Origin of the sequence: Streptomyces sp. NPDC047049 (assembly GCF_040643995.1) — a bacterium.
GTDB classification, from domain to species: domain Bacteria; phylum Actinomycetota; class Actinomycetes; order Streptomycetales; family Streptomycetaceae; genus Streptomyces; species Streptomyces mooreae.
Genome location: NZ_JBEYVM010000015.1, coordinates 1 through 24885 on the forward strand (window position 1 = coordinate 1; position 24885 = coordinate 24885).

A 24885-nucleotide genomic window follows, 5' to 3' on the forward strand; every position below is an offset into this window, starting at 1 on the left:
TGCACTGGTACAACTACCACCGACCCCACACCGGAATCAGCGGCCACACCCCAGCCAGCCGCGTCACCAACCTCTCCGGACAACACAGCTAGGGCCTGTCGTTTGGATCAGGCCGGATCAGGGAGCGGGGTCTGGTGCGTGCAGCTGCAAGGCGGAGGAGGGAGTCGACGCGGAGCGTCGGCGAGTGACGACAACGCGGATGGGGGTCCCCCCGCGCCGTTCAGGCGTGGGGGAGTGCGTGCCAGACCCCGCGAGCCCGGCATGATCCAAACGACAGGCCCTAGCGATCGAAGACGACCGTCACCGGCGCATGATCGGACCACCGCTGGTCATGGCCGGCCGCCCGCTCCACGTACGCCTTCACCGCACGCCGCGCCAGACCGGGCGTGGCCATGGCGTAGTCAATGCGCCACCCCGCGTCGTTGTCGAAGGCGCGGCCCCGGTAGGACCACCAGGAGTACGGGCCCTCGGTGTCCGGGTGCAGGCCGCGTACGACGTCCACATAGCCGCCGCGGGTCTCGTCGAGGACATCGGTCAGCCAGGCGCGCTCCTCCGGGAGGAAGCCGGCCTTCTTCCGGTTGGCCTTCCAGTTCTTCAGGTCGGCCTCCTGGTGGGCGATGTTCCAGTCCCCGCACACCACCACCTCACGGCCGTCCGCCGCGGCCCGCTCGCGCAGGCCGACGAGGTAGGGCAGGAACTCCGCCAGGAAGCGTTCCTTCTCGTCCTGCCGCTCGGTGCCGACCTCACCCGAGGGCAGGTAGAGGCTGGCGACGGTCACACCGGGCAGGTCCGCCTCGACGTACCGCCCGCTGTCGTCGAACTCCGCCGACCCGAATCCCACCCGGACCCGCTCCGGCTCCCGCCGGGTGTAGAGCGAGACCCCGGCCCGGCCCTTGGCCGCCGCGGGGGCGTGCACGGTGTGCCACCCCGCGGGCCGGCGCACCTCCTCCGGGAGCTGAGCGGTCTCGGCCCGCACCTCCTGCAGGCAGAGCACATCGGCCGCGGTCCCCGCCAGCCACGGGACAAAGCCCTTCTTGGCCGCGGCGCGCAGCCCGTTCACATTCACGGTGGTCACGGTGAGCACAACATGCTCCTTGGTTTCGCAGGCGGGAGGAGGCTGCCCCACACACTGACGGTGGTTGCGGCGAGCATCCCGGCACGATACCCATCCCCGGACCTCATCGCGCCGGGCGCCCGCCCGCCCGTACGATTTCTGGAATGGAGATACGCCCCGTCCGCTACGACCACCCCGACGCGGTCACCCTCGACGCGCTGGTGCAGCAGGAGTACGCCCGGCGCTACGGCGACGACGGCGACATCACCCCGCTCGCCCCCGAGATGTTCACCCCGCCGCGGGGCACGTATCTGATCGCGTACGACGGCACCCGCCCGCTGGCCACCGGCGGATGGCGGCTGCAGGAGGACGCGGCGGAGGGGTACGAGACCGGCGACGCCGAGATCAAGCGGATGTTCGTGCTCCAGGAGGCGCGCGGGCAGGGCCTGGCCCGGCGGATCCTGGCCGCCCTGGAAGCGGACGCGCGGGCCGCGGGGCGCTCCCGGATGGTGCTGGAGACCGGTACCAAGCAGCCCGAGGCACTGGAGCTGTACGCCTCCAGCGGCTATGTGATGGCCAAGAAGAAGTTCGGGCTGTACCGGACCTACAAGGACAGCCGGTGCATGACGAAATCGCTGGTGGAGCGCGCCTGAGGGACACCGGGCCGACGCGTGCCGGCCTCCCCGCCCGCGCGGGGGCACGAGCGGGCCCCGACTATTGTTGACAGGCGTCCGGGCCGCTCCCCATACTCATTCCACTAATCAACTAGCTAAAGGGGGGATCCGGGTGAGTGACGCGAGCCCATGGGCCATCGAGGCCGAAGGACTGGGGAAGAAGTACCGCCGCGGCTGGGCGCTGCGGGACTGCTCCTTCCGGCTTCCCGCCGGCCACATCTGCGCACTCGTCGGACCGAACGGCGCGGGCAAGAGCACGTTCCTGGGCACCGCGACCCGGCTGGTCCAGCCGACCACCGGCACCCTGAAGCTGTTCGGCGTCCCGGTCTCCGACCCCGCCGTCCTGCAGCGGGTCGCCTTCCTCGCCCAGGACAAGCCGCTCTACCCGCGCTTCACCGTGGCCGAGACGCTGCGCCTGGGCCGTGAGCTGAACCCGCGCTGGGACCAGGCTCTGGCCGAGCGGATCGTACGGTCGGGGAAGGTGCCGCTCAGCGCCCGGATCGGCACCCTCTCCGGCGGCCAGCGCACCCGCGTCGCCTTCGCCCTCGCCTTCGGCAAGCGGCCCGAGCTGCTGCTGCTCGACGAGCCGATGTCCGACCTCGACCCGCTCGCCCGGCACGAGCTGTCGGGGCTGCTGATGGCCGAGGCCGCCGAGCACGGCACCACGGTCCTGATGTCGTCCCACATGCTCGCCGAGATGGAGGTCATGTGTGACTACCTCCTGGTGCTCGCCGAGGGCCGGCTGCGGATGGCCGGCCAGACCGACGAGCTGGTGCCCGCGCACCAGCTGGTGACGGGCGTGGCCGGTGCCGACGGCGGGGTCCCCGAGGAGCTGAGCCGGCAGCACACCGTGGTCGAATCCCGGGTCACCGGGCGGCAGTTCAGCGCCCTGGTCCGGCCGCACGGCCCGCTCTCCGACAGCTGGGACTCCCTGACACCGAGCCTGGAGGAAGTCCTGCTCGCCTACCTGCGCTCGCCCGACGCGCCCACCCTGATCGCGGACGAGGCCCGCACCGACGGACCGCACGAGGCCGCCGCGTGAGCCGGACCGGCACCGTCACACCGGGCGGGACGGACCCGGCCGCGGACACGGGCACGGCTGCGGACGCAGGCACGGGCACGGCTGCGGACGCAGGCACGGGCACGGCTGCGGACGCGGAGACCGGCAGCGGCCCCGCCCCCGCGGCCGCGGTCCGCCGCGGACCGCTGCACGGCCTGCCCTGGCTGGTCTGGCGCCGGCACCGCGCGCTGCTGCGCACCGGCCTGCTGATCACCGTCGCGGGCTGTGCCACCTTCGCCTACCAGCGCATCGGCCTGATGGACTTCCTGCACACCAACGGCGCCTCGGCGGGCGCCGGGAGCCAGGTGTCCCAGGAGTTCCAGAACGCCTTCGGCACGATGTTCAGCCGGGATGTCGAGTTCCTGCGGCTCCTGCCTCTGCTCACCGGCCTGTTCCTCGGCGCACCGCTGATCGCGGCCGAGCAGGAGCGCGGCACCCTCAAGCTGGTCACCACCCAGTCCGCGAGCCGCGGCCGCTGGCTCGCCGCCACGCTCGGCCTGCCGCTGGCCCTCGTCGTGCTGTGCACCACCCTGCTGTCCGCCGCCTTCACCTGGCTGTGGTCCCCGGCCCACGCCCTGGTCGCCGACGGCGACTGGCTGGAGAGCGGCGCCTTCGACACCACCGGACCGGTGCCGGTGGCCACGGCCCTGTTCCTGACGTCCTGCGGTATCGCCCTCGGCATGCTGATCAGGCGGGTGACGGCGGCGATGGCGGCCACCGCCGTCCTCTCCGTGGTCGCCTCCGTGATCTGGGACGAAAAGGTCCGCGCCCTCCTCGGCACGCTGCGCAGCGTCAGCTACCCGTACGACGGCGACGGCCCGTCGCTGCCCGCCGCCTCCGTACGGATCGACGACTGGGTGTCCACCGCGGACGGCACGCTCTACGGCTTCGGCACCTGCACCACCGGCGACGCGGAGGCCTGCCGGGCCAAACTGGGCATCGTCAACCGGGTGACCCAGTACTTCGACTACGGACAGATGGCGGGGATGCAGTGGCTGGGCGCGGGGATTCTGCTGGCGCTCGCGGCCGTGGTCCTCGCGTGCGCCGTCTGGCGGGCACACCGGCGGCCGCTCTGAACGGCGCGGCGCGCGGCGGACGGTGCGGGCGGCGGCCCGTGGACTGCGCGCGTACGGGGAACGCCCCGGGCGGCGCTTTGACACCCGGCACGGCCGGGCCGATCATCAAGCGGTCGGGCAGCACGGTCCCGGCGGCCCACAGGGCGGCACCCGCGGCCCACGGAGCGGCACCCGCGGCCCACAGGGTGGTAACCGCGGCCCGCGGGGCGGCACCGGTGAAAGCAGCAGAGAGGTGGTGAGCGTCGTCGAATTCCGCATCGACCGCCGCAGCGGCGTAGCCACCTACCTCCAGATCGTCCAACAGGTCCAGCAGGCACTGCGGTTGGGCATCCTGGTGGAGGGCGACCGGCTGCCGACCGCCGCGCAGGTCGCCGCCACGACCAAGGTCAACCCCAACACGACCCTCAAGGCCTACCGCGAACTGGAGCGCGAGGGCCTGGTCGAACCGCGCCCCGGCCTCGGCACCTTCGTCAGCCGTACGCTCGCCCGCCCGGAGTCCGCGGCGGACGCCCTGCTGCGCGAAGAGCTCCGCTCCTGGGTGGACCGGGCCCGCGCGGAGGGGCTGGACCGGGAGGACGTCCAGGCGCTGATGAACTCGGTGCTGCAGGACCGGTATCCGCAGGGCTGAACCGGACGACGCGGGCGGGCGGCGCACCGGGCGGGGCCGACGCCGTCCCCGGACCCCGCCCCGCTTGACCCTCACCCCACGTCAGGTTCCACCCTGAAGGGCGGCACGGCCCGCCACCGGTGGCACCCCACCGGGAAGGACGGGCCGGCCGGACGGACGGGACGAAAGGCGCTGCGATGAGTTATTCGGTCGGGCAGGTCTCCGGATTCGCGGGCATCACGGTGCGGACCCTGCACCACTACGACAAGGCCGGCCTGCTCTCCCCCAGCGACCGCAGCGCCGCCGGCTACCGCCTCTACAGCGACGCCGACCTCGCCCGGCTGCAGCAGATCCTCTTCTACCGGGAACTGGGCTTCCCCCTCGACGAGATCGCCACCATCCTCGAAGACCCGCAGGCCAACGCCCTCGAACACCTCCGCGCCCGGCACCGCAGCCTCAACGACCAGATCGCCAAGCTGCAACGGCTGGTCGAGGTCGCCGAGAACGCCATGAAGGTCCAGGAGACCGGCGTACACCTGACCCCCGAGGAGCGCTTCGAGGTCTTCGGCGAGCTGGCCTTCGACCTCACCTACGCCACCGAGGCCCGTCTGAAGTGGCAGCACCTCGAAGGCCACCAGCGCTCGATGGCGCGGGCCGCCGCGCACTCCAAGGAGGACTGGGCGACCCTCATGGCCGAGCACGCCGACTGGCGCCGGCGGCTGACCGCCGCCTTCGACGCCGGGGAGCCCGCGGACGGCGAGCGCGCCATGGACCTCGCGGAGGAACAGCGCCGGCACATCACCCGCTGGTTCACCCCCTGCCCCACGGACATGCACGGCCGGATCGCCGACGACTTCGCCGCCGACCCCCGCGCGTTCGCCCTGGTCGTCCCGCCCAGCGAACAGCGGCCCGGCCTCGCCGCGTATGTGCGCACCGCCGTGCACGCCAACGCGGTACGCCAATCCCCGGCGTCCTAGGGATTCCCCAGGGGCCCCTTAGGACTCCCCCTCCGGGCCCCACCGGGGCCTGCCACCGAACTCCCGTCTGCCCCGCGCCCCCCGGACCGCGCCGCCCTGCCCCACCGTGCCGCGGCCCCCTCCTCCCTGACTCCCTCCCTGTCCAAGAAGGCCGGTTCCATGACGAACATCCTGATCACCGCCGCCGGATCGTACGGCGACATCGCCCCGTACACCGGCCTCGGCGCCCGGCTCCGCGCGGCCGGCCACGAGGTCACCCTCGCCACGCACGACACCTACGCCGGCCTGGTACGGGCCGCCGGCCTGGAGTTCCGCCGCCTGCCGGCCGACCCCCGCACCCGCCGCCCCGACGCCGCCGGACAAGCCCAGCCCGCCGCCCCCGCCGGCAAACGCGCCCTCATGCGCCGGGCCGCCGCCTTCATCGAGGAACTGGGCGGCGGAATCGCCGAGGCCGCCCACCCGGACACCGGCCTCCTCCTGCTCTCCGCCACCACCGCGCCACTCGGCCACCACCTCGCCGAGGCGATGAACATCCCGTACCTGGACCTGCCCCTCGTACCCGGCGCGCCCACCGGCGAATTCGCCCCGGTCGTCAGCGGCGGCCGCTCACTGGGCCGCCTGGGCAACCGCGCCGCCGGCCGCCTGTCGCTCCGCATCGTCGACCGCCTCTACGCGGACGCGACCCGCGATCTCCGCGCCCGCCTCGGCCTGCCGCCCGCCACCGCCCGCGCGGCCCGCCGCCGCGCCGAAGCCGCCGGCCGGCCGGTCCTGCACGGCTTCAGCGAGGTCCTGGTGCCCCGCCCCGCGGACTGGCGGGCCGGCCTGGACGTGGTCGGCAACTGGTGGCCCTGGCACGCACCGGACGCCCAGCTCCCGCCCGTCGTCGAGGACTTCCTCGCCGCGGGCCCGCCCCCGGTCTTCCTCGGCTTCGGCAGCATGGCGAGTGGCGACGGCGAGCGCCTGAGCGCCCTCGCGGCAGCCGCCCTGCGCCGCGCCAAGCTCCGCGGCATCCTCCAGTCCGGTTGGGCCGGGCTGACCACCCGGCACACCCCCGGGCACGACGACCTGCTCACCCTCGGCGACGTCCCGCACGCCCTCCTCTTCCCCCGGACGGCCGCCGTGGTCCACCACTGCGGCGCCGGAACCACCGCCGCGGGGCTGCGCGCAGGCGTCCCCACCGTCCCGGTCCCGGTCACCGCCGACCAGCCCTTCTGGGCCGCCCGCCTGGCCCGGCTGGGCGCGGCCACCGCCCCGATCCCCTTCGCCGACCTGTCCGCCGGCCACGCCGTCGACCGTCTGGCCCACGCCCTCACCCAGGCCACCGCCGCCCCCGACCGCCGCCACCACGCCACCGAGGCCGCCCGCCGCCTCGCCGCCGAGGACGGCGCGGGCCAGGTCCTCAAGGCGGTCGAACGCCTCGGTTCCTGAGGCGACCCGCCCGCCCCGCACCGCCGCGCCTCCCCATCCGGCCGCCCGGCCCAACGAGCCTCACCCGCCCGGCCAACCTCCACCCGTTCGGCGGCCCGGCGGCCCGCCCCGGGATGCGACCACCCGCCACAAGGCGTGGGCTCGCCACATGACCCCATTCCGCATCCGCCCCCCGCTCCGCAGAATGCTGCTCCACGCCATAGCCACGGCGGCCATGGGCGGCGTCCTCACGCTGACGGCCTCCCAGGGGGCCCACGCCGCCGCGCCCACCGCCGCCGGTACCCGCTCCGGCAAGTGGACCCACCCCACGACCGCGCACTACCGCATCAGCTCGCCCTACGGCGCCCGCGGCCACTGGCGCGCCGGCCACCACACCGGCATCGACCTCGCCGTCCGCTCCGGGACCCGGGTCAGGTCCGTGGGTTCGGGCACCGTCGTCCTCGCCCGGAGATCGGGCGACTACGGCAAGGCCGTGACGATCCGGATGAACGACGGCCGCTACATCCTCTTCGGCCACCTCTCGCGCATCACCGTCCGCCCCGGCCAGAAGGTCCGCGCCCGCACCCGCCTCGGCTACAGCGGCGCCACCGGCCGCGTCACCGGCCCCCACCTCCACCTGGAGGTCCGCAAGAACCGCCGCTACGGCTCGGACATCAACCCCCTGACCTACCTGGCCAGACACGGCGTCCGCCTCACCGCACGCTCCTTCACCCGCTGACCCTCTTCCGGCCTCCCCCACTCACCCCACCACTCCTCAAACTTCCCTAACATTCCCTATTCCATCGCGACACAGGGAAGGTTAAGGTAATTTCGTGAGCGAGCACTTCTACTCCGTGGAGCAAGTCGCCGAACGCCTCGGCCTGCACGTACGCACCATCCGCGGCTATGTACGGGACGGACGGCTCCCCGCGGTCCGGATCGGCAAGCAGTACCGGATCGCGCACGAGGACCTGGAGGCGTTCACCGGCCGTCCGGTGCCGGCGCCCCCGGGCGACACCGACGGGCGGCAGCGGCATGCCGAGGTGTCGAGCATCGTGGAGATCGACGGGGTCAGCGCCGAGACGGCCGACCGCCTGACCATCCTCCTGGTGGGCTCGGCGACCAACGGCCGGCCGGGGGACGAGCCGCTGCGGATCGAGACGGCCTACGACCGGGAGCGGGCCCGGATGAAGATCATTGTGCTCGGCGGCCTGGGAGCCACCGCCCGGCTGCTCGACTACGTGGAGGGGGTGCTCTCGTCATGAGCACGATTTACCGGTCCGAGGCCGGCGCGCACGAGATCCGGCGGCGCTATCAGGAGGCGCTGCGGGCCTGGCCGGTCGCCGCCGAGCACCTGCGGTTACCGACCCGTGAGGGCGAGACCTTCGTCATCGCCTCCGGCCCCGAGGACGCCCCGCCCCTCGTGCTGCTGCACGGCAGCGGGGCGAACACGACGGTGTGGCAGGACGACATCGCAGCCTGGTCCCGGCACTTCCGCACCTACGCCGTCGACGTCATCGGCGAGCCCGGCAGGAGCGCACCGTCCCGCCCGCCCCTCGCCTCCGACGCCCCCGCGCGGTGGCTGGACGACGTACTGAAGGGGCTCGGCATCACGGACACCGCGATCGTCGGGATGTCGCTCGGCGGCTGGCTGGCACTGGACTACGCCACCCGCCGGCCGGAGCGGGTGACCCGCCTGGGCCTGCTGTGCCCCGGCGGCGTGGGGAGACAGAAGTGGGGCGTGGTGCTCACCTTCCTGCTCCTGCGCCCGTTCGGACGCCGGGGAGCGCTCCGGTCGGCGCGGGCCGCAACGGGCCTGGACACGCCGCAGACCCGGCACCTCCTCGACCATGTGATGCTGACCTTCCGGCACTTCAAGCCGCGCACGGAGCGGCTTCCCGTGTTTCCCGACAGCGCGTTGCGCCGCCTGACGATGCCGGTACTGGTGACGGCCGGCGCCCGCGACGCCCTGTTCGACTCCGCCCGGACCGCCCGGCGCATGCGCCGTTGCGCCCCGCACGCGACCGTGAACCTGCTGCCCGGCGCCGGACACGCGCTCCTCGGCCAGACCGCCTCCGTCCTGGCCTTTCTCCGCGGCTGACCCTCCGGCGGCGCCCTCAACTGCCCCTCCGCCAGAGCCGGTCCGAGGAACTGATGCGATGACCATTCGTCATCATCCCTTCTCTGATAGTTATGTGAACGGGGTACGGGCGCAGGCCCGTAGCGGCATCCCCTGGACGCCGCAGGGAGGAAGCACATGAGCGCCACCACACGCGACGAGGTCATCGCTGTCGAGCAGAAGGCGGTGGACCACGCCTACGACTGCTACCGCGCGCGGCTGGCCCAGATGAGCGGGACGTCGGCCGCCACGGCATCGGCGAGCGGCAAGGACAGCATCGCCAACCGGATCGACGCGGAGGCGCGGGCCGAGGCATACGACGGGCTCGGCGACGAGTCGCTGGTCTTCTCCCGCGTCGACGCACCGGAGGAGCCGGGCGGCGAGCACCGCCCCTGGTACATCGGGCGACGCGGCGTGCGCGACGCCGTGAACGAACCGGTGGTCCTGCTGTGGACCAGCCCGCTGGCGAAGAAGTGGCTGGAGGCGCGTCCCGAGGCGCCCGGCGAGGTGAGCCTGCGACGGCAGCTGCGCTGTGCGCAGCGGGTGGTCGAGGGCTACTTCGACGAGATCGCCGGGGCGGCTCCGCCGGCTCCCGCGGCCCCCGTATTACCCACCGCGCCCACCTCGCCCCCACCCGTCCCGGCGCCGCGGCCGGCCGCGGACGACTCCCGGCCGGCGGCCACGCCCGAGACCCCCGTCGCGGCGCCGGGGAAACAGCGCCCGCCGTCCCGTACACCCGGCGATGCCGCCCGCCGCCGGCGCCGTACGACGCTCCAGCCGGACGACTTCCTGCTGCGGGAGCTCCAGCGGTCCCGCAGCGGCCGTATGCGGGACATCGTCGAAACCATCCGCCGGGACCAGATGGACCTGGTCACGGGCTCCCCCTCCGACATCCTCGTGGTGCAGGGCGGTCCGGGCACCGGCAAGTCCGCGGTCGGTCTGCACCGCGTGACCTGGCTCGTCAACAACGACCACTTCAAGGCCCAGGACATCCTCGTCATCGGCCCCCACCAGCGGTTCCTCGATTACGTCGGACAGGTCCTGCCCACCCTCGGCACGCGCGACGTCAACGCCGTCCAGCTGACCCGCCTGTGGGACGGCGAGATCTCGGGCACCGACACCCCGTCGGCGCGGCTGGTGAAGTCGGACGAGCGCATGGCGGCCGTCCTGCGGCGCCGGGTCGAGAACGACTGCCGGCCCGAAGTCCTCGACGACCTCACCACCGCCCCCTCCTTCGAGGGCGACGAGCCCGCGGTCGTGGTCACCGCCGGCAGCACGACCCTGCGCGTCCCGCGGAGCGAAGTCCTCGCCCTCCTCGACGAGGCGCGGGGCGGCGACGGCGCCTACCGGGAACGCCGCGAACGCTTCCGCAGCCTCTTCGTCGACCGCCTGCTGCAGGAGCTCGCCGCCATCGCCCCGCGCCGCGGGCAGGGCGGTACGATCCGCCGCGACCTGGAACGCAACCGCCGGGTCGAACGGCTCGTGGACCGCATCTGGCCCTCGCCGGGCGCCAGGGAGGCCCTGCGCACGCTCTACGACTCGGCCGGCCTCCTGGCCACCTGCGCCGCCGGTCTCCTCGACGACGAGGAACAGGCGGCCCTGCACCGCCCCCGCGCCGCCACCGCCGATGCCGACCCGTGGACCCTCGACGACCAGGTCTGCCTCGAAGAACTCCGGTTCCTCATCTCCGGGGAGATCCCGCGGCGCTACGGACACATCGTCGTCGACGAGGCGCAGGACCTCACCCCCATGCAGGCCCGCGCACTGCGCCGCCGTTGTGCGGCGGGCGGCTCCATGACGGTCCTCGGCGACCTCGCCCAGGCCACCGGCCCCCACACCCACACCAGTTGGGACCGCCTCGGCACGCTGCTGTCCGACCACGGGGACTGGCGCGTCGCCGAGCTGACCACCAGCTACCGCGTGCCCGCGGAGATCATGGAGTTCGTGGCGCCCCTCGCCCGTGCGGTCGCCCCGGCCCTGCCCTACCCGCAGGCCGTGCGCGAGGCGGGCGACGACGCCGTACGGACCCTGGCGACCGAGCCGTGGAAGCTTCTGGACGACACCGCCGCCCAGGTCACCCGCCTGGTGGGCACCAGCGACGGGACCACCCCGCGTTCCGTGGCCGTCATCGTCCCCGACGACTCGGGCTGGCTCGACGAGATCAGCCGCCATCTCGACGAGCGCGCCGGCCTCACCGGACAAGGCCGCGAAACGGTCTCCGTCCTGGCCGCCGCCCAGACCAAGGGCATGGAGTACGACCACGTCCTGGTCGTCGAGCCCGCCACCATCGCCGACCGCGGCCCGGCCGGCCCCCGCCAGCTCTACATCGCTCTCACCCGCAGCACCCAGAGCCTGACGGTGCTCCACACCTCCGCCCTCCCGGACCTCCTGACGCACCCCGACGGCACCCTCGGCACGGACACCGGCGCCCCCTTCGAACCCGCCGAAGCACCCAGCACCGAAGCAGCCGAAGCCCCCGAAACCGCCGAGGCCGTCGAAGCCGTCGAGGCGGCAGAGGCCGTCGAAGCCGCATCCGGCACCGCACACGTCACCGTCCCCCAGATCGGCACCGACATCCGCGTACGGGTCATCGGCCCCGGGCCGGGCGGCCGCTACAAGGTCAAAGCACTGGCCCCCGAGATCGACCGCCCGCTGGTCCTGACCGTCCGGCACGGCTCCGCTCCCCCACGGCGGGGCGAGAAACTGGACTGCTGGGTCTTCGCCAACGAGACCAACCAGAGCGTGCTCACCACCGACCAGCGCGGCCGCAAGCCCCTCTCCCCCACGATGGCGGAACGCTACGCGGCGGCACTCGACGTGCTCGACGAACTGCTGACCGGTGACGGAAGCGTCCCCCAGGACGCCCGCAGCCGCCTGTCCGATCTGCAGGGCATGGCCCACCGCGTCCTCCGCCGCGAACAGGCGGACTGGGTGGACGTACGGCGTGTGCTCGGTTCCCCGGACCGACACCGTCTGGGCGTGCTGCGCGACCTCATGGCGGGCGCCCACCGCGCGCTCAAGGACCACACCCTGGACACCGGCCGGCTGCGGCACGACCTCACGCACTCCGGCTGGACCCAGGCCCTGGCCGAAGCCCGGAAAACGCTCCGGACCCGCCTCGCCACCGAGCCCGGCACCGGCCCGGACCCCGAAACCGCCCCCACCGCCCCCGTCATCCCCGTCACCCCCGCGCCTCAGCCCGAACAGAAGGAATCCGCCCCCGTGCCCACCGACGCAGACGTTCCCACCGCACCGGCCGTGACCACGAAGGAGGGATTCCTGCGCGCACTGGAGGCCTCGGCCGCCGCCGACCGCACCTGCAAGAAGCACGAGTCGGTGCGCTACGCCCTGAAGTCCGCCCTGCTCTGGGCAGACCTCCAGCCGGCCGACTCCCCGCTCGTCGACGTCAGCTGCCTCACGGACGACGGCCTGTTCCTCTACGAGGTCCTGGGCGCCGGCCGCTCCACCTACGAAGACCTCCGCTCAGGAGCGACCCGCCTCCTGGAGATCAACCACACCCTGCCCACCCCGGCCGACAGCCTCTACCTGGTCCTCTCCGAACCCCCCACGGAGGACTGGTCCGCCGACACCCTCCACGACGTCTTCCACGTCCAGGTCCTCTGGCGTACCCCCGACGGCTGGGGCGGCACCGACCCGCAATCCGCACTGGCCCCCGGTCAGAACCAGGGCCTGCCCCTGACACCGTGACGCCGGGTCAGAACTGCTGCTGTTTGGCTCCGGGCGGGAGGAAGCAGGGGGTGCTGACCTCCAGGCGGAGGGTGTCCGGGGGCTTGACGGTGTCCGCCACCACGAAGAACTTCTCGTGAGGGTGTCTGGCGTACATGATGACCTCGGGCTTTTCCGGACGCTCGGTGAAGTCGGTGATCTCCACGCCGTGTTCCTCCAGCGCCGTACGCAACTTACGGGCCGCGGCGATGTGCTGGTCCCGGGGGAGCTTGGCGTACACCGTGTAGGTGAGTTTGTACCTGCCGTCGTCAGCCACCTCGTCGTGCTTTCCGACGCAGTCCGTGAAGTTCTCCAGGGGACCGAATTGATGGCCGATGGCCACCCCCGCGTAGTGAGCCATCGTCGAGGTGTACTGCTTGGCCCAGGCCAGGGCGTCCTGTCGGCTTTTGCGTGGCAGCGGCTTGTTGACATCGTCGCTCGGGGGCGGGGACATGCAGGCTCCGGTGAAAAGAACGGCCAGGGACATCAGGAAGACGGGCAGAGCGGACGTGAGCCGGACGAAGCGCTTCGGGATACCGATGGTCCTCTCCCTAGAAATTCCATCGATGGTGGGGCGGCGTCGGAATGGGTTCCGTGTGGGGCGGCTTGGGGCCGTCACTGGGTGACTGGCCCGCGATGATCCTGCCCTGATTTCTCAGACTCTCGCTCGGGCCGGACTCGGACTCGTCCCAGTAACCGCTGTGGCCTTCCGTGTCCACCTTGAACCGATGCCCTCCGAAAACCCCTCCCGGTACCGCGGGGTCCGGGCCCAACGTCGTCCCACCTGCGTATTTGATGTCGTCATCCGGGGCTCGTCCGACATAGACATGGTCGGGGTCGATATTGAGCTGCTCTGCCTTGTCCACCGTCATCCCCGGGCTACCGACAACGGCAATGCTGTCCGCATCCAGGCCACCCTCACCCGAGGCGGCAGCTCCGACCACCGTGGATCCGTAGCTGTGGCCGAGCACCGTCATATGGGCCCGCCCCTCACCCTCGTGCGAGGCTCGTAACCCATGGGTGAAGTTCCGCAGGTCCGGCGCGGCATCCTCGGCACGGCCCGTGCCGGCGACACCCAGGTTGCCTGCCTGGGAGACAGGGACCTCGGGCGCGTCGTAGCCGAGCCAGTAGACCATGGACGTCTTCGCCGACGGGTCCGCCCCTTCGGCCGACCGCCGCAGCGCGTCCACTCGTTGCAGCTGCCCACCGGTGGATTCCATGGTCGTGGCGGTGCCGGGCACCTGGACGCCGACATTGTCCGCCGTGTCCGGATTCCCCATCGCGAGAACGGCTTTCCCGTCACCTGACGAGTCGAAGCCCAGGACGTACAGCTGCTTGTCGCCCGTGGCGCTGTCGCGCTTGTCCAGCTCTGCCTGCAGAGTCTGCAGATTATTGAGCCGCTTGTTGTAATCGTCTTCCGAGTACTTGTCGTGGTACTCGTAATTCTCCATTGCGCTCAACTCTTGGTCCAGAGCGAGTCTGTTGGCGTCGTCCCGCACCCCGGACGGCAGGCCGTCGGTCTTCCCGAGGATTTCCGGATGGAGGGCCGCGTACGACTCCCGCTGGCTCTCGGGCAGGTTCTTCCACCACTCCGCAGCGCCCTTGGGATCGTGCGGAGGATACGGCTTGCCGATGTCGGTGTGCAGAGCTTTGGAGACCTGCTTGACGTCGTCCCGCGCCTCGCCCGCGGAGTCGTCGATATTGCCCTGCAGAATGTCGCCGCCGAGATTGTCCAGCGCCTTGACGGCCTCATCACTGGCTTGCTTGGCCCTGCCGACGCAGCCGTTGACCTCTGTCTGGTAATTCTCCAGCTTGGTGAACAGGTCGAACCGGTCCTGCTCGGTCTCGCCCTTCTGCGGGGATTCCCGGTCCTTGGGCGGACGGACGACGCCCTCGTCGTCCACATGTAAGCCTTCGCTCTCGATTTCCTTGACGGTGCTGCGCAGATGGTTCTGCGCCAGGATCATCTTGGCTCTGGCCAGCGCGATGACTTCGGAAAGGGCCATCGCTTCGGTACGGACGATACCGAAGCGCTTTTCCAGGTCTTCGAGGTAGAACAGCGCCGCGTCGGCGTCATCCCCGGACCAGTTGGAGTGCAGTGGCCCGGTGACCTTCGTCCGGTGCCGGTCGTGGAGCTCGTCCATATGGGTGGAGAGCCGGTGCCACGCCGTCGACGCCTCCTCACAGTCCGAGAAGTCCTGCTTCAGCAGTCGTAAGTAGTCGCTGGTCACTTTCCTCTTCTCCCCCGGTGACGCAGACGCCGACGGTGCGGTGATCCATCCCTCACCCGAAGGGGGAGTGGGCGGTCGGCGTCTGCATGGGTCTGGCCTTCCGCATCTCCTCGGCGGTCCATTCCGCGCGGGGATCGCGGCCGGGATACGGCGCGTCCCCCCGGTCCAGGAACGCGGGCTGCGTCGCGATGGGCGCGCTGCCCTCGGAGCCGACGGCTCCAGGACCGCCGATGCCGTGGTCAGCGGTGAGGCTGTCGCGCAGGCCTTCGGCACCGGGCATGGCGTGCCGCCCCTCCGACCCCACCGCCCCTGGACCACCGAGTCCTGCGGGTGCGGACATGGTCTGCGGTGCGGACTGCGTCTGGGCGCCGGATTTCTCGAAGTCCTCGGAGGTCGCGCTGTCGTTCCAGTCGTGCCCGTCGGCACAGGTCCGCAGATTTTTGGCACCGGTTTCGGCACGGCTGCGCATACCGTCCAGAGACGGCTTCCAGCTGTCGGCTGTGGCCTGCAGGGCTTGCGACAACGACCAGCCCCGCAGGGACGCCGCAGCGTCCTTGGTGGCGCTGATCGCCTTGCGGTTCTTGTCCGTCATGTCGTCGGAAATCGAGTCCTCCGCATGAGCGGCGGCGCGCAGTTCCCCCGGATCGACGGACGTCGTGGACGACACTCTCCTGGCCCTCCCCCCTGAATCCAGCTTCCGCCTGACAATAGCAACGGCCCGTTGACAGAGGGAGGTTGTTGACCGTACGCGTACCGGGACTCCGGTGCGCCCCGAGGCGCCGTCCCTGCAGCTGCTCCGGCACACCAAGATCGCCATAACCATGAAGATCCACACGCATGTGCCGGCGGAGCCGACACGGAGGGCACCAAGGACCCCGGGCCAGCGCCTTCGGCCATCAGCCGATCCCGCGCACCTACCGTCCTTCACTGCCGCACGACCACTGCCGCACGACAGGAAAAAGCCCCCACCGGATCATCCCGGTGGGGGCTTTGACGCGCTGTGGACCTGAGGGGATTCGAACCCCTGACCCCCTCGTTGCGAACGAGGTGCGCTACCAGCTGCGCCACAGGCCCTTGCGACGAGTGAAACTCTAGCATCTCGGTCGCGGTGCTCGGAAATCGCTTGCGGTGCTGGTCAGCGGAGGGCCGTCACTCGTTCGCCGCGCGCGGGCGGTCCTCGTTCTCGTACTGGTCGAAGAGGGGGGTGCGGCCGCGGGTGCGGCGGCCGGGGTGGGTGGGGCGGTCCGGGGTGGGGGTGTCGGTCTGGGGGTGGTCGGGGGCGGCGCTGGAGCGGGCGGAACTCCAGGCGTCCTCGGCGTCCAGGTCGACGTGGCTGGTGGCGCGGGGGGCGACCGGCGCGGTGACGTAGGTGGGGAGGGGGACCGGGACCGGGTCCCAGCTGCCGGCGGCGGGGCGCGGGCGTTCGCGTTCGCGCTGCTGGTCGACCCACTCGGCGTGGTCGGTCTCCTCGACCAGGGCGCGGCGGCCCGCGGTGTGGGCGGGGGTCGCGGGGCGGGGCGGTTCCGGAGCCGCGTCGGGCGGGAGGTCAGCGTGGACGTCGGCCGGGTGGCCGTCGGCGGGCGGCTGGTCGGCCGCCTGCTGAGGGCGGGCCCGGCGTCCTTCCCGCAGGCGCTGGGCCGCGGCCTCCGCCTTGCGCCGGTCCATGGTGAAGGTGAAGCGCCGCCGCTCCTGGGCGCGCAGGTAAATGATGTACGCGGTCAGCAGGACGGCGGGCAGGGCGGGGGCCCAGAGGAAGGGGAGGCCGCCGACCGCGGCGACGATGGCGCCCGCGGTGAAGGTGAGGAAGAGGATGGTGGTGGTGCGCCGGCGGCGGGCGAGGACCTTGGCGCGCTTGGTCCGCTCGGCGGCGGAGGGGCGCGGCGGGGTGGGCTGCACCCTGGTGTGCGGAGCGTCGGCCGGGTCCGGCGCGGCGGGGTCGCCGAAGGCCCGGGCGGCGGCCTCGTCGGCCGGGGCGTCCGGGTCCACGTCATCGCCCGCATCGTCGGCGGGGTGCTCCCCGTGAGCCTTGTCGTAACGGCGCTGCATCGCCGCCCGTCCGGACAGCAGCCGGATGGCGGTGCTGAAGCGCTCGGTCGGACGGGCCTCGTTGAGCTCGTCCTGCCTACGGAGCCACATCGGCACCAGATAGGCGGCCCAGGCCCCGACGATGACTGCGTAGATGAGGCCGCTGCTTCTCACAACTCACACGGTAGAGGGGTTTGCAGGGGGCCATCCGCCAATTGGGCCGGTGTGTCGCACGATCTGGCTGATATCTCGAACTTTTTTGTGATGGTAGAGATCAGTGTCTCCGCCGATCCGGTCAATCAGGGAATGGATTCGAACATTTATTTTATTTGTGGGAGGTGCCGGGAGTACTGGGCTTCCCCCTGCGCCAGCGGCTGAGCAGGCCTTCGGGCACTTCTTCCGCGGTGAGGGCGAAGACCAGGTGGTCGCGCCAGGCGCCGTCGATGTGGAGGTAGCGCGGGCGGGTGCCTTCTTCACGGAAGCCGAGCTTTTCGACCACCCGGCGGCTGGGGACGTTCTCGGGGCGAATGCAGATCTCGATGCGGTGCAGTCCCACGGACCGGAAACAGTGGTCGGCGGCGAGCGCCACGGCGGTCGGGATGACCCCGCGGCCGGCGACTTCCTGGTCGACCCAGTAGCCGATATGGCCGGAGCACATGGAGCCCCAGGTGATGCCCGCGACCGTCAGCTGGCCGACGAGCCGGCCGCGGTACTCGACGACGAACGGCAGCATCCGGCCCGCGTGCGCCTCGGCGCGGAGGTGGCGGACCATCTGACGGTACGTGGGGCGGTGCGGCGGGACGAGGCCGGGCGGGGGCGGCGGGACGGTCGCTTCCCAGGGGCGCAGCCAGTCGCGGTTGCGGCGGTTGACCTCGCGCCAGGCCCGTTGGTCGCGCAGCTTTATCGGGCGGAGGGTCACCTCTCCGTCCGTGAGGATCACCGGCCAGGGCGCGTTCAGCTCGGGCTCCCGGAGGGTCTGGGGTGGTCGCCGCCGCGGATCTGGTCGACGGCGTGCGGCAGGAGGTCGGTGAGGACGGCGAGGCCGTCGCGGACCCCGCCGGACGAGCCGGGGAGGTTGACGATCAGGGTGGTACCGGCGACGCCCGCCAGTCCCCGGGAGAGGGCGGCGGTGGGGACGTTCGTCCGGCCGGCGGCGCGGATCGCCTCGGGGATGCCGGGGATCTCGTAGTCCAGGACCTGGCGGGTGGCCTCGGGGGTGCGGTCGGTGGGCGACAGGCCCGTACCGCCGGTGGTGAGGACGACGGCGTAGCGGGCGGAGGCGACGGCGCCGCGCAGGGCGGCTTCCACCGGTTCGCCGTCGGGCACCACCTGCGGGCCGTCGACCTCGAAGCCCATGGCGGCCAGGCCCTCGGCGAGCAGCGGGCCGCCCTTGTCGGGGTAGATGCCGGCCGCGGCGCGGTTGGAGGCGGTGACGACCAGGGCGCGGGCGGGGCTCATGACCGGCTCCAGTCGCCGGACTTGCCGCCGGTCTTCTCCTCCACGCGGATGTCGGAGATCACCGCTGCCTTGTCGACGGCCTTGACCATGTCGACGACGGTGAGCGCGGCGACCGAGACGGCGGTCAGGGCCTCCATCTCGACGCCCGTGCGGTCGGTGGTCTTGACGGTGGCCGTGATCTCCACGGCGTCGTCGGTGAGGGAGAGGTCCACCGTGACGCCGGAGACGGCCAGCGGGTGGCACAGCGGGATCAGCTCGGGGGTGCGCTTGGCGCCCATGATGCCGGCGATCCGGGCGGTGGCCAGGGCGTCGCCCTTGGGCATGCCCTCGCCCCGCAGCAGCTCGATGACCTGCGCGGAGACCAGGACGCGGCCGCGGGCGGCGGCGGTGCGGGCGGTGACGTCCTTCGCGGAGACGTCGACCATCCGCGCCGCGCCCGCCGCGTCGAGATGGGTGAGGTGGTGCTGGCCGCTGCTCATCGTTCTCCCGGTACCCAAACTGCCGCCTGTGGGACGACACCGTACCCCCGGCGGCAGCGGGCTATCCGAGCAGGACGATGTCCACGTCCGAGCCCGCGGCGACCTCGGTGGTGTCCTCGGGGACGATGATCAGCGCGTTGGCGTGCGCCATGGCCTTGATCAGGTGGGAGCCGGCGCCGCCGACGGGGGTGACCGTGCCGGCGTCGGGGTCGTACGCGCCGCGCAGGAACTGGCGCTTCCCCTTGGGCGAGGAGGCGACGGCCTCGGTGCACCGGGCGGGGGTGACGGGGCGGTGCACCTCGGGCAGCCCCATCAGGGCCCGGATGGCGGGCCGGACGAACAGTTCGAAGGAGACGTACGAGCTGACGGGGTTGCCGGGCAGCGCGAGGAGCGGGGTGCGGTCGGGGCCGATGAGGCCGAAGCCCTGGGGCTTGCCCGGCTGCATGGCGAGGGTGCGGAACTCGACCGTGCCTTCGTCGGCGGACAGGGCGGTCAGGGTCTCCTTGACCACGTCGTACGCGCCGACGCTGACGCCGCCGCTGGTGACCAGGAGGTCGGCCCGGATGAGCTGGTCCTCCAGGGTGGAGCGGAGGGTGTCGGCGTCGTCGGCGACGGCGCCGACGCGGTAGGGGATGGCACCGGCGGCGCGGGCGGCGGCGGTGAGCTGGAAGCTGTTGGAGTCGTGGATCTGCCCGGGGCCCAACGCCTCGCCGGGCTGGACCAGTTCGCTGCCGGTCGACAGCACCACCACGCGCGGGCGGGGGCAGACCTTGACCGTGCCGCGGCCGATGGCGGCGAGCAGGCCGATCTGGGAGGGCCCGAGGACCGTGCCCGCCTGGAGGGCCGGCTCGCCTTCGGCGGCATCGCTGCCGCGGGTGCGGATATGGGCGCCGGCGGCGGCCGGGCGGTGGACGCGGACCTCGCCGGCGGCGTCCTGGGGGGCGGCGCTGTGGGCGCGCATCGAGGCGGCCGGCCCCTCGCCCGTGCCGCCGTCGGTCCATTCGACGGGGACGACGGCCTCGGCGCCGGCCGGCAGCGGGGCGCCGGTCATGATGCGGGCGGCCTGGCCGGGGCCGATCTCCGGCAGTGCGCCGCTGCCCGCCGCGACATCGCCGAGGACGGTGAGGGTGACCGGCGCCTCTTCCGTGGCGTCCGCCACATCGGCGGCGCGGACCGCGTAGCCGTCCATGGAGCTGTTGTCGAAGGGCGGCAGGGCGACGGGGACCGTGATGTCCTCGACCAGGACGCAGCCCTGGGCTTCGAGGAGCTGCAGTTCGATCGGGTCCAGCGGGGCGATCTTCGCCAGGACGTCGTCGAGATGCTCGGCCACCGACCAGACACGGTCCTGGTGGCGGGTCCGGCCGGTGGCGTGGTTCAACTTCTCACATCTCCTCGGTGACGTAACTGCGCAGCCAGGACCGGAAGTCCGGGCCCAGGTCTTCACGTTCGCATGCCAGCCGGACAATGGCACGCAGATAGTCGCCGCGGTCGCCGGTGTCATAGCGGCGGCCCTTGAAGACCACGCCGTGCACCGGCCCGCCCAGGGCGGGGTCGGCGGCCAGCGCCTGGAGGGCGTCGGTGAGCTGGATCTCGCCACCGCGGCCCGGGGCGGTCTTGCGCAGCACCTCGAAGACGGCCGGGTCGAGGACGTAACGGCCGATGATCGCGAGGTTGCTGGGCGCCTCGGCCGGGTCGGGCTTCTCGACCAGGTCGGAGACGGTCACGACATCGTCGTCGCCGGTGGGCGCGGCGGCGGCACAGCCGTAGAGGTGGATCTGCGCGGGGTCGACCTCCATGAGGGCGATCACGGAGCCGCCGTACTGCTCCTGTATCTCGACCATGCGCGCCAGCAGCGGGTCGCGGGGGTCGATCAGGTCGTCGCCGAGGAGGACCGCGAAGGGCTGGTCGCCCACGTGCGGTGCGGCACACAGCACCGCGTGGCCCAGGCCCCTGGGGTCGCCCTGCCGTACGTAGTGCATGGTCGCCAGGTCGCTGGACTCCTGCACCTTGGCGAGCCGGGACTCGTCGCCCTTGCGGTGCAGGGCCTCTTCGAGCTCGTAATTGCGGTCGAAGTGGTCCTCGAGCGGGCGCTTGTTGCGACCGGTCACCATCAGCACGTCGGAGAGTCCGGCGGCGGCCGCCTCCTCCACCACGTACTGGATGGCGGGCTTGTCGACGACCGGAAGCATCTCCTTGGGTGTGGCCTTGGTGGCGGGGAGAAACCGGGTGCCGAGGCCGGCCGCGGGGATGACAGCCTTGCTGATCCGTGTGTGCGATGGGGTCATGCGCGCCACCATAACCGGCCCTATCGGAACGATGATGAGGGTCTGGTGAATAGAGCATGAGAGCGGGAGCAAGGGCACACAGTGAGCGTTGACGACGGTAGAAAGCGCAGGTTGCGGCGGCATCTCCTGGAGGTGAGGAGAGCATTGCCGCCAGATGTCGTCGCCGTGACGGGCGAGGCGCTGGCCCGACGGACGCTGGAGCTGGACGAGTTGGCCGCGGCCGCCGGCGCGCGCCCCGGCGGTCCCGGCAACCACGGCGGTCCCGGTGGCTCCGGCGGCCCGCCCACGGTGGCCGCCTATGTGTCGATAGGCGGCGAGCCCTCCACCCGCGCCCTGCTGGACCGGCTGCGGGCGGCCGGGGTGCGGGTACTGCTGCCCGTCCTGCTGCCGGACAACGATCTCGACTGGGCGCTCTACGAGGGCGCCGAACGGCTCGTACGGGCCGGCCGGGGGCTGCTGGAACCGGACGGGGACCGGCTGGGCCCCGAGGCCGTCACACGGGCCGATGTGGTGCTGCTGCCGGGGCTCGCGGTGGACCACGGCGGGCTGCGGCTGGGCCGCGGCGGCGGCTCCTACGACCGGGTGCTGGCCCGGCTGGAGCGGGCCGGTGCCCGGGCGTCGCTGGTGGTACTGCTCTACGACGCGGAGGTGCTGGCCGAGGTGCCCGCCGAACCGCACGACCGGCATGTGCATGCCGCGGTGACCCCGTCGGCGGTGCACCGCTTCACGGCGCCGGGGGGCCGTACGGAGGGCTGAGGCGGACGGACTGGGCCGGGGCCGCCCGGAGGGGCGCCGCAAAGACACCGGGCGGGCCGGAAGTCCTCCGGCCCGCCCGACGGCGCAGCGCTCTCCAGGTGGCGGGCGGGCAGCCCGCCCGCCCCCAGGGGCAGCGCCCCTACGGCGACAGCGTCAGCGTGTCCTTGCCCGCCTTCTTGACGGCGTCGTGGCTGTACGCCCAGGGCAGCAGATCGCCCTTGGCCCACTTGTCGGTCTGGTCGTAGTAGTGGGCGTCGTACGCGTGCCCCGAGGCGCCGGTGAGGTTGATCCAGCGGGACTTGTCGAGGTCGGCGAGGTTGACCACCATCCGCATCGACGGGACCCAGGTGACCTTGTAGCCGCTGGCGGCGTTCCAGCCGGTGGCGTCGACCGCGGCCTCACCGCCGCCGACGTTCCAGGGCCCGCGGTTGAACAGGCCCTGCAGCATGCCGGGTCCGTCGGTACCCAGGGTCTGGTTCTTCAGGAACATCTGGTGCAGCCGGCCCCAGCTCCAGTTGTCGATGTTCTTGCCCAGCTTGGAGGTCAGTTCGTAGCGCGCGTCCGCCATGGCGTGCGCCAGGAGCTGGTCGCGGTTCTTGTCGCCGGGACGGCCCGGCCGGTCCTCGGTCTTCCACCAGGGGTTGTTCGGGTCGTCGAGGATGCCCCGGACGACCTCGTACCAGCGGTCACCGCCGTCGGGCTGGGCGGTGTCACCGGCCCGCTCGCCGCATTCGCGGATGTACTTGTCGTTCTCGTCGGCGGGGCCGGTCCCGTCCGCCGGGCGGACCGTCAGGCACTGTCCATCGGGGCGCAGCTCCTTGGGCATCTTGTTGCCGAAGGCGAGCTTGAGGGTGTTGCGCCAGACGGCGTTGAAGTAGGCGGCCGCGGCGGAATCGGGCTCCTGGGTGAAGTCCCAGCCCTCCAGCAGCTGCTGGGCGTCGCGGACGTACTTGTCCTTGATGTCGATCTTCGTGAGGTACGGCGTCAGCAGCCGGGCGATCTCGCTGCTGTTGTCCTTCTGGAAGGCCTGCATGTCGTCGGTGGAGACCTTGCCGCCGTCCTTGATCTTCGACTCGATCAGGTCGTTGATCCGCTGGCTGCGGGAGCCGTAGCCCCAGTCCTTGGTGAGGAGGTACGGGTACTTCTCGTCCGTGACGGCCTGGTTGGCGGTGACGATGTAGCCGCGCTGGGGGTTGTACTCGTACGGCAGCGCCTTCTGCGGGATGTAGCGGCTCCACTGGTACCTCGGGTCCCAGCCGGGCGCCGGGAGGGTGCCGTCGAAGTGGCCGTCGCCCTTGCCACGGACCGGGATCCGGCCCGGGGCCTGGTAGCCGATGTTGCCCTTGGTGTCGGCGTAGATCAGGTTCTGCGAGGGGACCTCGAAGTCGGCGGCGGCCTTGCGGAAGCCGTTCCAGTCCTTGGCGCGGTCGAGCGCGAAGACGGCGTCCATGGACTTGCCGGGATCCAGGGCGGTCCAGCGCAGCGAGACGGCGTAGCCGTCGCCGCGGTCCGGTGCGGCGTTGCCGACCGGGGCGTCCTTGCCGACGTTGGCCAGTTCGCCGTCGCGGTCGGAGACGATCGGCCCGTTTCTGGTGGACCGGACGGTGATCTCGCGGCTCTCCCCGTCGGCGACCTTGATGGTCTCCTTGCGGGTTATGAAGGGCTGCTGCTTGTTGTCGAAGAGGTAGCCGTCGGCGTTGACCTTCTCCAGGTAGAGGTCGGTGACGTCGGCACCGAGGTTGGTCATGCCCCAGGAGATGTCCTGGTTGTGGCCGATGACGACGCCGGGCATACCGGAGAAGGTGAAGCCGGAGACGTCGTAGTTGCACTGGGGTCCGGTGTTACGGCAGTGCAGGCCCATCTGGTACCAGAGCGAGGGCATCTGCGGGGCCAGGTGCGGGTCGTTGGCGAGCAGCGGTTTGCCGGTGGTGGTGTGCGCACCGGAGACGACCCAGGAGTTGGAGCCGATGCCGTTGCCGTTGGGGCCGAGCAGCGCCGGGACCTTGTCGAGGGTCTTGGACAGCGAGGACAGCTGCGACTGCAGGCCCGCGGTCGCGCCGGCGGGGGTGGCGGGGGTGGCGTTCGCCGAGGCCTTGGGCGAGAACTTCTTGGTGGCGGGGTCGACCGCGCCACCCTCGACGATCGGCTTGTTCCGCTTGTACGGGTATGCCGGGTAGAGCTGGGAGATCTGCTCCGGGGTGAAGCGGCTGGTCATCAGGGAGCGGTCGATCTCCTCCTGCATGTTGCCGCGGAGGTCCCAGGCCATCGCCTTGAGCCAGGCCACCGAGTCGACCGGCGTCCACTTCTGGGGCTTGTAGTCGTTCTGGAAGTCCAGCGCCGCGTACTCCAGGGACACCGCCGAACCCTCGTGGTCCTTGAGGTAGGCGTTGACGCCGGCGGAGTAGGACTGGAGGTACTTCTTGGTGCTGGGCGACAGCTTGGTGTCGTACTCCTTCTGCGCCACGTCGTGCCAGCCGAGGGTGCGCAGGAACGAGTCGGTCTTGACCTCGCTCTTGCCGAACATCTCCGAGAGCCGGCCGGAGGTCATGTGGCGCCGTACGTCCATCTCCCAGAAGCGGTCCTGGGCCTGGACGTACCCCTGGGCACGGAAGAGGTCTTCGTCGGTGTCGGCGTAGATCTGCGGAATGCCGTTGCCGTCGCGGACGACATCCACCGGGTTGGCCAGGCCCGGGAGTTTGAGCGAGCCGGTGGTCTGCGGGAAGGAGGCGCGGACGGTACTGACCCCCCAGAACGCGCCGAAGCCGATGCCCGCCACGAGCAGCAGCACGACCGTGATCGCGACGAGGCGGCCGCGCCGCCCCTTCTTCTTCCTGGGGACTGGGCCGGACTTGTTGGCGGGCATCTCGGTCCTTCGAGGGGCAGGGTGGGAGTGCTGGAGCAACCATAGGCGCACGGGTCCGGCTACCCCTACGCGGAGTCACCGCCAGCAC

Annotated in this window: 22 protein-coding genes and 1 tRNA gene; 11 read left to right on the forward strand and 12 right to left on the reverse strand. The window is 71.8% G+C overall.

Translation table 11 applies throughout. The features are described from left to right. Window positions 1-280: 280 nt before the first annotated feature. The gene (locus ABZ851_RS26830; RefSeq protein ID WP_361132430.1) at window positions 281-1084 is read right to left on the reverse strand and encodes an exodeoxyribonuclease III; all 804 of its coding nucleotides are present in this window, start codon (window positions 1082-1084) and stop codon (window positions 281-283) included. 134 nt (window positions 1085-1218) lie between these two features. Here ABZ851_RS26830 and ABZ851_RS26835 point away from each other — a divergent pair, with 134 nt between their 5' ends. From ABZ851_RS26835 to ABZ851_RS26880, 10 genes are all read left to right on the forward strand, one after another. Next, a complete protein-coding gene (locus tag ABZ851_RS26835; protein ID WP_361132433.1) occupies window positions 1219-1707 on the forward strand; it encodes a GNAT family N-acetyltransferase in 489 nt (162 codons plus the stop codon). Window positions 1708-1840: 133 nt separating this feature from the next. Then, window positions 1841-2770, forward strand: a complete 930-nt coding sequence (locus ABZ851_RS26840) for an ABC transporter ATP-binding protein (RefSeq protein WP_361132436.1) — start codon at window positions 1841-1843, stop codon at window positions 2768-2770. Beyond that, window positions 2767-3864, forward strand: coding sequence for an ABC transporter permease subunit (locus tag ABZ851_RS26845; RefSeq protein ID WP_361132439.1), 1098 nt, complete (start codon window positions 2767-2769; stop codon window positions 3862-3864). The genes ABZ851_RS26840 and ABZ851_RS26845 overlap by 4 nt, the downstream gene beginning before the upstream one ends. A gap of 232 nt (window positions 3865-4096) precedes the next feature. Next, window positions 4097-4492: a GntR family transcriptional regulator gene (locus ABZ851_RS26850; RefSeq protein WP_088798196.1), complete on the forward strand. Its 396-nt coding sequence runs from the start codon at window positions 4097-4099 to the stop codon at window positions 4490-4492. Window positions 4493-4668: 176 nt separating this feature from the next. Further along, entirely contained in the window at window positions 4669-5448 is a 780-nt protein-coding gene (locus ABZ851_RS26855) for a MerR family transcriptional regulator (RefSeq protein WP_361132446.1), read from the forward strand. Window positions 5449-5607: 159 nt separating this feature from the next. After that, complete coding sequence (locus ABZ851_RS26860) at window positions 5608-6876, forward strand: glycosyltransferase (RefSeq protein ID WP_361132449.1); 1269 nt, start codon at window positions 5608-5610, stop codon at window positions 6874-6876. A gap of 148 nt (window positions 6877-7024) precedes the next feature. Next, a complete protein-coding gene (locus ABZ851_RS26865) occupies window positions 7025-7594 on the forward strand; it encodes a M23 family metallopeptidase (protein WP_336052075.1) in 570 nt (189 codons plus the stop codon). A 94-nt stretch (window positions 7595-7688) separates the two neighbouring features. Then, window positions 7689-8120, forward strand: a complete 432-nt coding sequence (locus tag ABZ851_RS26870) for a helix-turn-helix domain-containing protein (RefSeq protein ID WP_361132454.1) — start codon at window positions 7689-7691, stop codon at window positions 8118-8120. Then, on the forward strand, window positions 8117-8956 hold the full coding sequence (locus tag ABZ851_RS26875) for an alpha/beta fold hydrolase (protein ID WP_361132457.1): 840 nt from the start codon (window positions 8117-8119) through the stop codon (window positions 8954-8956). The genes ABZ851_RS26870 and ABZ851_RS26875 overlap by 4 nt, the downstream gene beginning before the upstream one ends. Before the next feature lie 156 nt (window positions 8957-9112). Then, complete coding sequence (locus tag ABZ851_RS26880; RefSeq protein ID WP_361132460.1) at window positions 9113-12682, forward strand: ATP-dependent DNA helicase; 3570 nt, start codon at window positions 9113-9115, stop codon at window positions 12680-12682. Window positions 12683-12689: 7 nt separating this feature from the next. On the opposite strand, the gene ABZ851_RS26885 is transcribed toward ABZ851_RS26880, so the two are convergent. The 10 genes from ABZ851_RS26885 to galU all read right to left on the reverse strand — a co-directional run bounded on the left by ABZ851_RS26885 (window position 12690) and on the right by galU (window position 21178). Next, window positions 12690-13154 (reverse strand): hypothetical protein, encoded by a 465-nt coding sequence (locus ABZ851_RS26885; protein WP_361132463.1) that lies wholly within the window; start codon window positions 13152-13154, stop codon window positions 12690-12692. 97 nt (window positions 13155-13251) lie between these two features. Next, window positions 13252-14931 carry an alpha/beta hydrolase gene (locus ABZ851_RS26890; RefSeq protein WP_361132466.1) on the reverse strand — a complete coding sequence of 560 codons (1680 nt, stop codon included), beginning with the start codon at window positions 14929-14931 and terminating at the stop codon, window positions 13252-13254. Between the two features lie 52 nt (window positions 14932-14983). Beyond that, on the reverse strand, window positions 14984-15598 hold the full coding sequence (locus ABZ851_RS26895; RefSeq protein WP_361132469.1) for a hypothetical protein: 615 nt from the start codon (window positions 15596-15598) through the stop codon (window positions 14984-14986). A gap of 334 nt (window positions 15599-15932) precedes the next feature. Beyond that, window positions 15933-16005, reverse strand: a tRNA-Ala gene (locus tag ABZ851_RS26900). Between the two features lie 75 nt (window positions 16006-16080). Continuing rightward, window positions 16081-17130 (reverse strand): hypothetical protein, encoded by a 1050-nt coding sequence (locus tag ABZ851_RS26905; RefSeq protein WP_361132472.1) that lies wholly within the window; start codon window positions 17128-17130, stop codon window positions 16081-16083. A gap of 151 nt (window positions 17131-17281) precedes the next feature. Further along, complete coding sequence (locus ABZ851_RS26910; protein ID WP_336052066.1) at window positions 17282-17896, reverse strand: GNAT family protein; 615 nt, start codon at window positions 17894-17896, stop codon at window positions 17282-17284. Window positions 17897-17910: 14 nt separating this feature from the next. Continuing rightward, a complete protein-coding gene (locus ABZ851_RS26915) occupies window positions 17911-18414 on the reverse strand; it encodes a MogA/MoaB family molybdenum cofactor biosynthesis protein (protein ID WP_361132475.1) in 504 nt (167 codons plus the stop codon). Then, window positions 18411-18893 (reverse strand): cyclic pyranopterin monophosphate synthase MoaC, encoded by a 483-nt coding sequence (gene moaC, locus ABZ851_RS26920; protein WP_311625243.1) that lies wholly within the window; start codon window positions 18891-18893, stop codon window positions 18411-18413. Before moaC ends, ABZ851_RS26915 begins: the two co-directional genes overlap by 4 nt. Before the next feature lie 61 nt (window positions 18894-18954). Beyond that, on the reverse strand, window positions 18955-20271 hold the full coding sequence (gene glp / locus ABZ851_RS26925; RefSeq protein WP_361132479.1) for a gephyrin-like molybdotransferase Glp: 1317 nt from the start codon (window positions 20269-20271) through the stop codon (window positions 18955-18957). A 4-nt stretch (window positions 20272-20275) separates the two neighbouring features. After that, window positions 20276-21178, reverse strand: a complete 903-nt coding sequence (gene galU, locus ABZ851_RS26930) for a UTP--glucose-1-phosphate uridylyltransferase GalU (RefSeq protein WP_361132482.1) — start codon at window positions 21176-21178, stop codon at window positions 20276-20278. Between the two features lie 144 nt (window positions 21179-21322). Here galU and ABZ851_RS26935 point away from each other — a divergent pair, with 144 nt between their 5' ends. Continuing rightward, window positions 21323-21934 carry a 5-formyltetrahydrofolate cyclo-ligase gene (locus ABZ851_RS26935; protein ID WP_361132485.1) on the forward strand — a complete coding sequence of 204 codons (612 nt, stop codon included), beginning with the start codon at window positions 21323-21325 and terminating at the stop codon, window positions 21932-21934. Between the two features lie 139 nt (window positions 21935-22073). On the opposite strand, the gene ABZ851_RS26940 is transcribed toward ABZ851_RS26935, so the two are convergent. Then, window positions 22074-24797, reverse strand: coding sequence for a penicillin acylase family protein (locus tag ABZ851_RS26940; RefSeq protein ID WP_361132488.1), 2724 nt, complete (start codon window positions 24795-24797; stop codon window positions 22074-22076). Between the last annotated feature and the right edge of the window lie 88 nt (window positions 24798-24885).

What these genes read in the sequence shown, in the direction of transcription:
- ABZ851_RS26940 (WP_361132488.1), bottom strand. Translation starts at nt 24,797, where the DNA reads ATGCCCGCCAACAAGTCCGGCCCAGTCCCCAGGAAGAAGAAGGGGCGG.
- ABZ851_RS26865 (WP_336052075.1), top strand. Translation starts at nt 7,025, where the DNA reads ATGACCCCATTCCGCATCCGCCCCCCGCTCCGCAGAATGCTGCTCCAC.
- ABZ851_RS26855 (WP_361132446.1), top strand. Translation starts at nt 4,669, where the DNA reads ATGAGTTATTCGGTCGGGCAGGTCTCCGGATTCGCGGGCATCACGGTG.
- moaC (WP_311625243.1), bottom strand. Translation starts at nt 18,893, where the DNA reads ATGAGCAGCGGCCAGCACCACCTCACCCATCTCGACGCGGCGGGCGCG.
- ABZ851_RS26860 (WP_361132449.1), top strand. Translation starts at nt 5,608, where the DNA reads ATGACGAACATCCTGATCACCGCCGCCGGATCGTACGGCGACATCGCC.
- ABZ851_RS26880 (WP_361132460.1), top strand. Translation starts at nt 9,113, where the DNA reads ATGAGCGCCACCACACGCGACGAGGTCATCGCTGTCGAGCAGAAGGCG.
- ABZ851_RS26875 (WP_361132457.1), top strand. Translation starts at nt 8,117, where the DNA reads ATGAGCACGATTTACCGGTCCGAGGCCGGCGCGCACGAGATCCGGCGG.
- ABZ851_RS26915 (WP_361132475.1), bottom strand. Translation starts at nt 18,414, where the DNA reads ATGAGCCCCGCCCGCGCCCTGGTCGTCACCGCCTCCAACCGCGCCGCG.
- ABZ851_RS26835 (WP_361132433.1), top strand. Translation starts at nt 1,219, where the DNA reads ATGGAGATACGCCCCGTCCGCTACGACCACCCCGACGCGGTCACCCTC.
- galU (WP_361132482.1), bottom strand. Translation starts at nt 21,178, where the DNA reads ATGACCCCATCGCACACACGGATCAGCAAGGCTGTCATCCCCGCGGCC.
- ABZ851_RS26885 (WP_361132463.1), bottom strand. Translation starts at nt 13,154, where the DNA reads ATGTCCCCGCCCCCGAGCGACGATGTCAACAAGCCGCTGCCACGCAAA.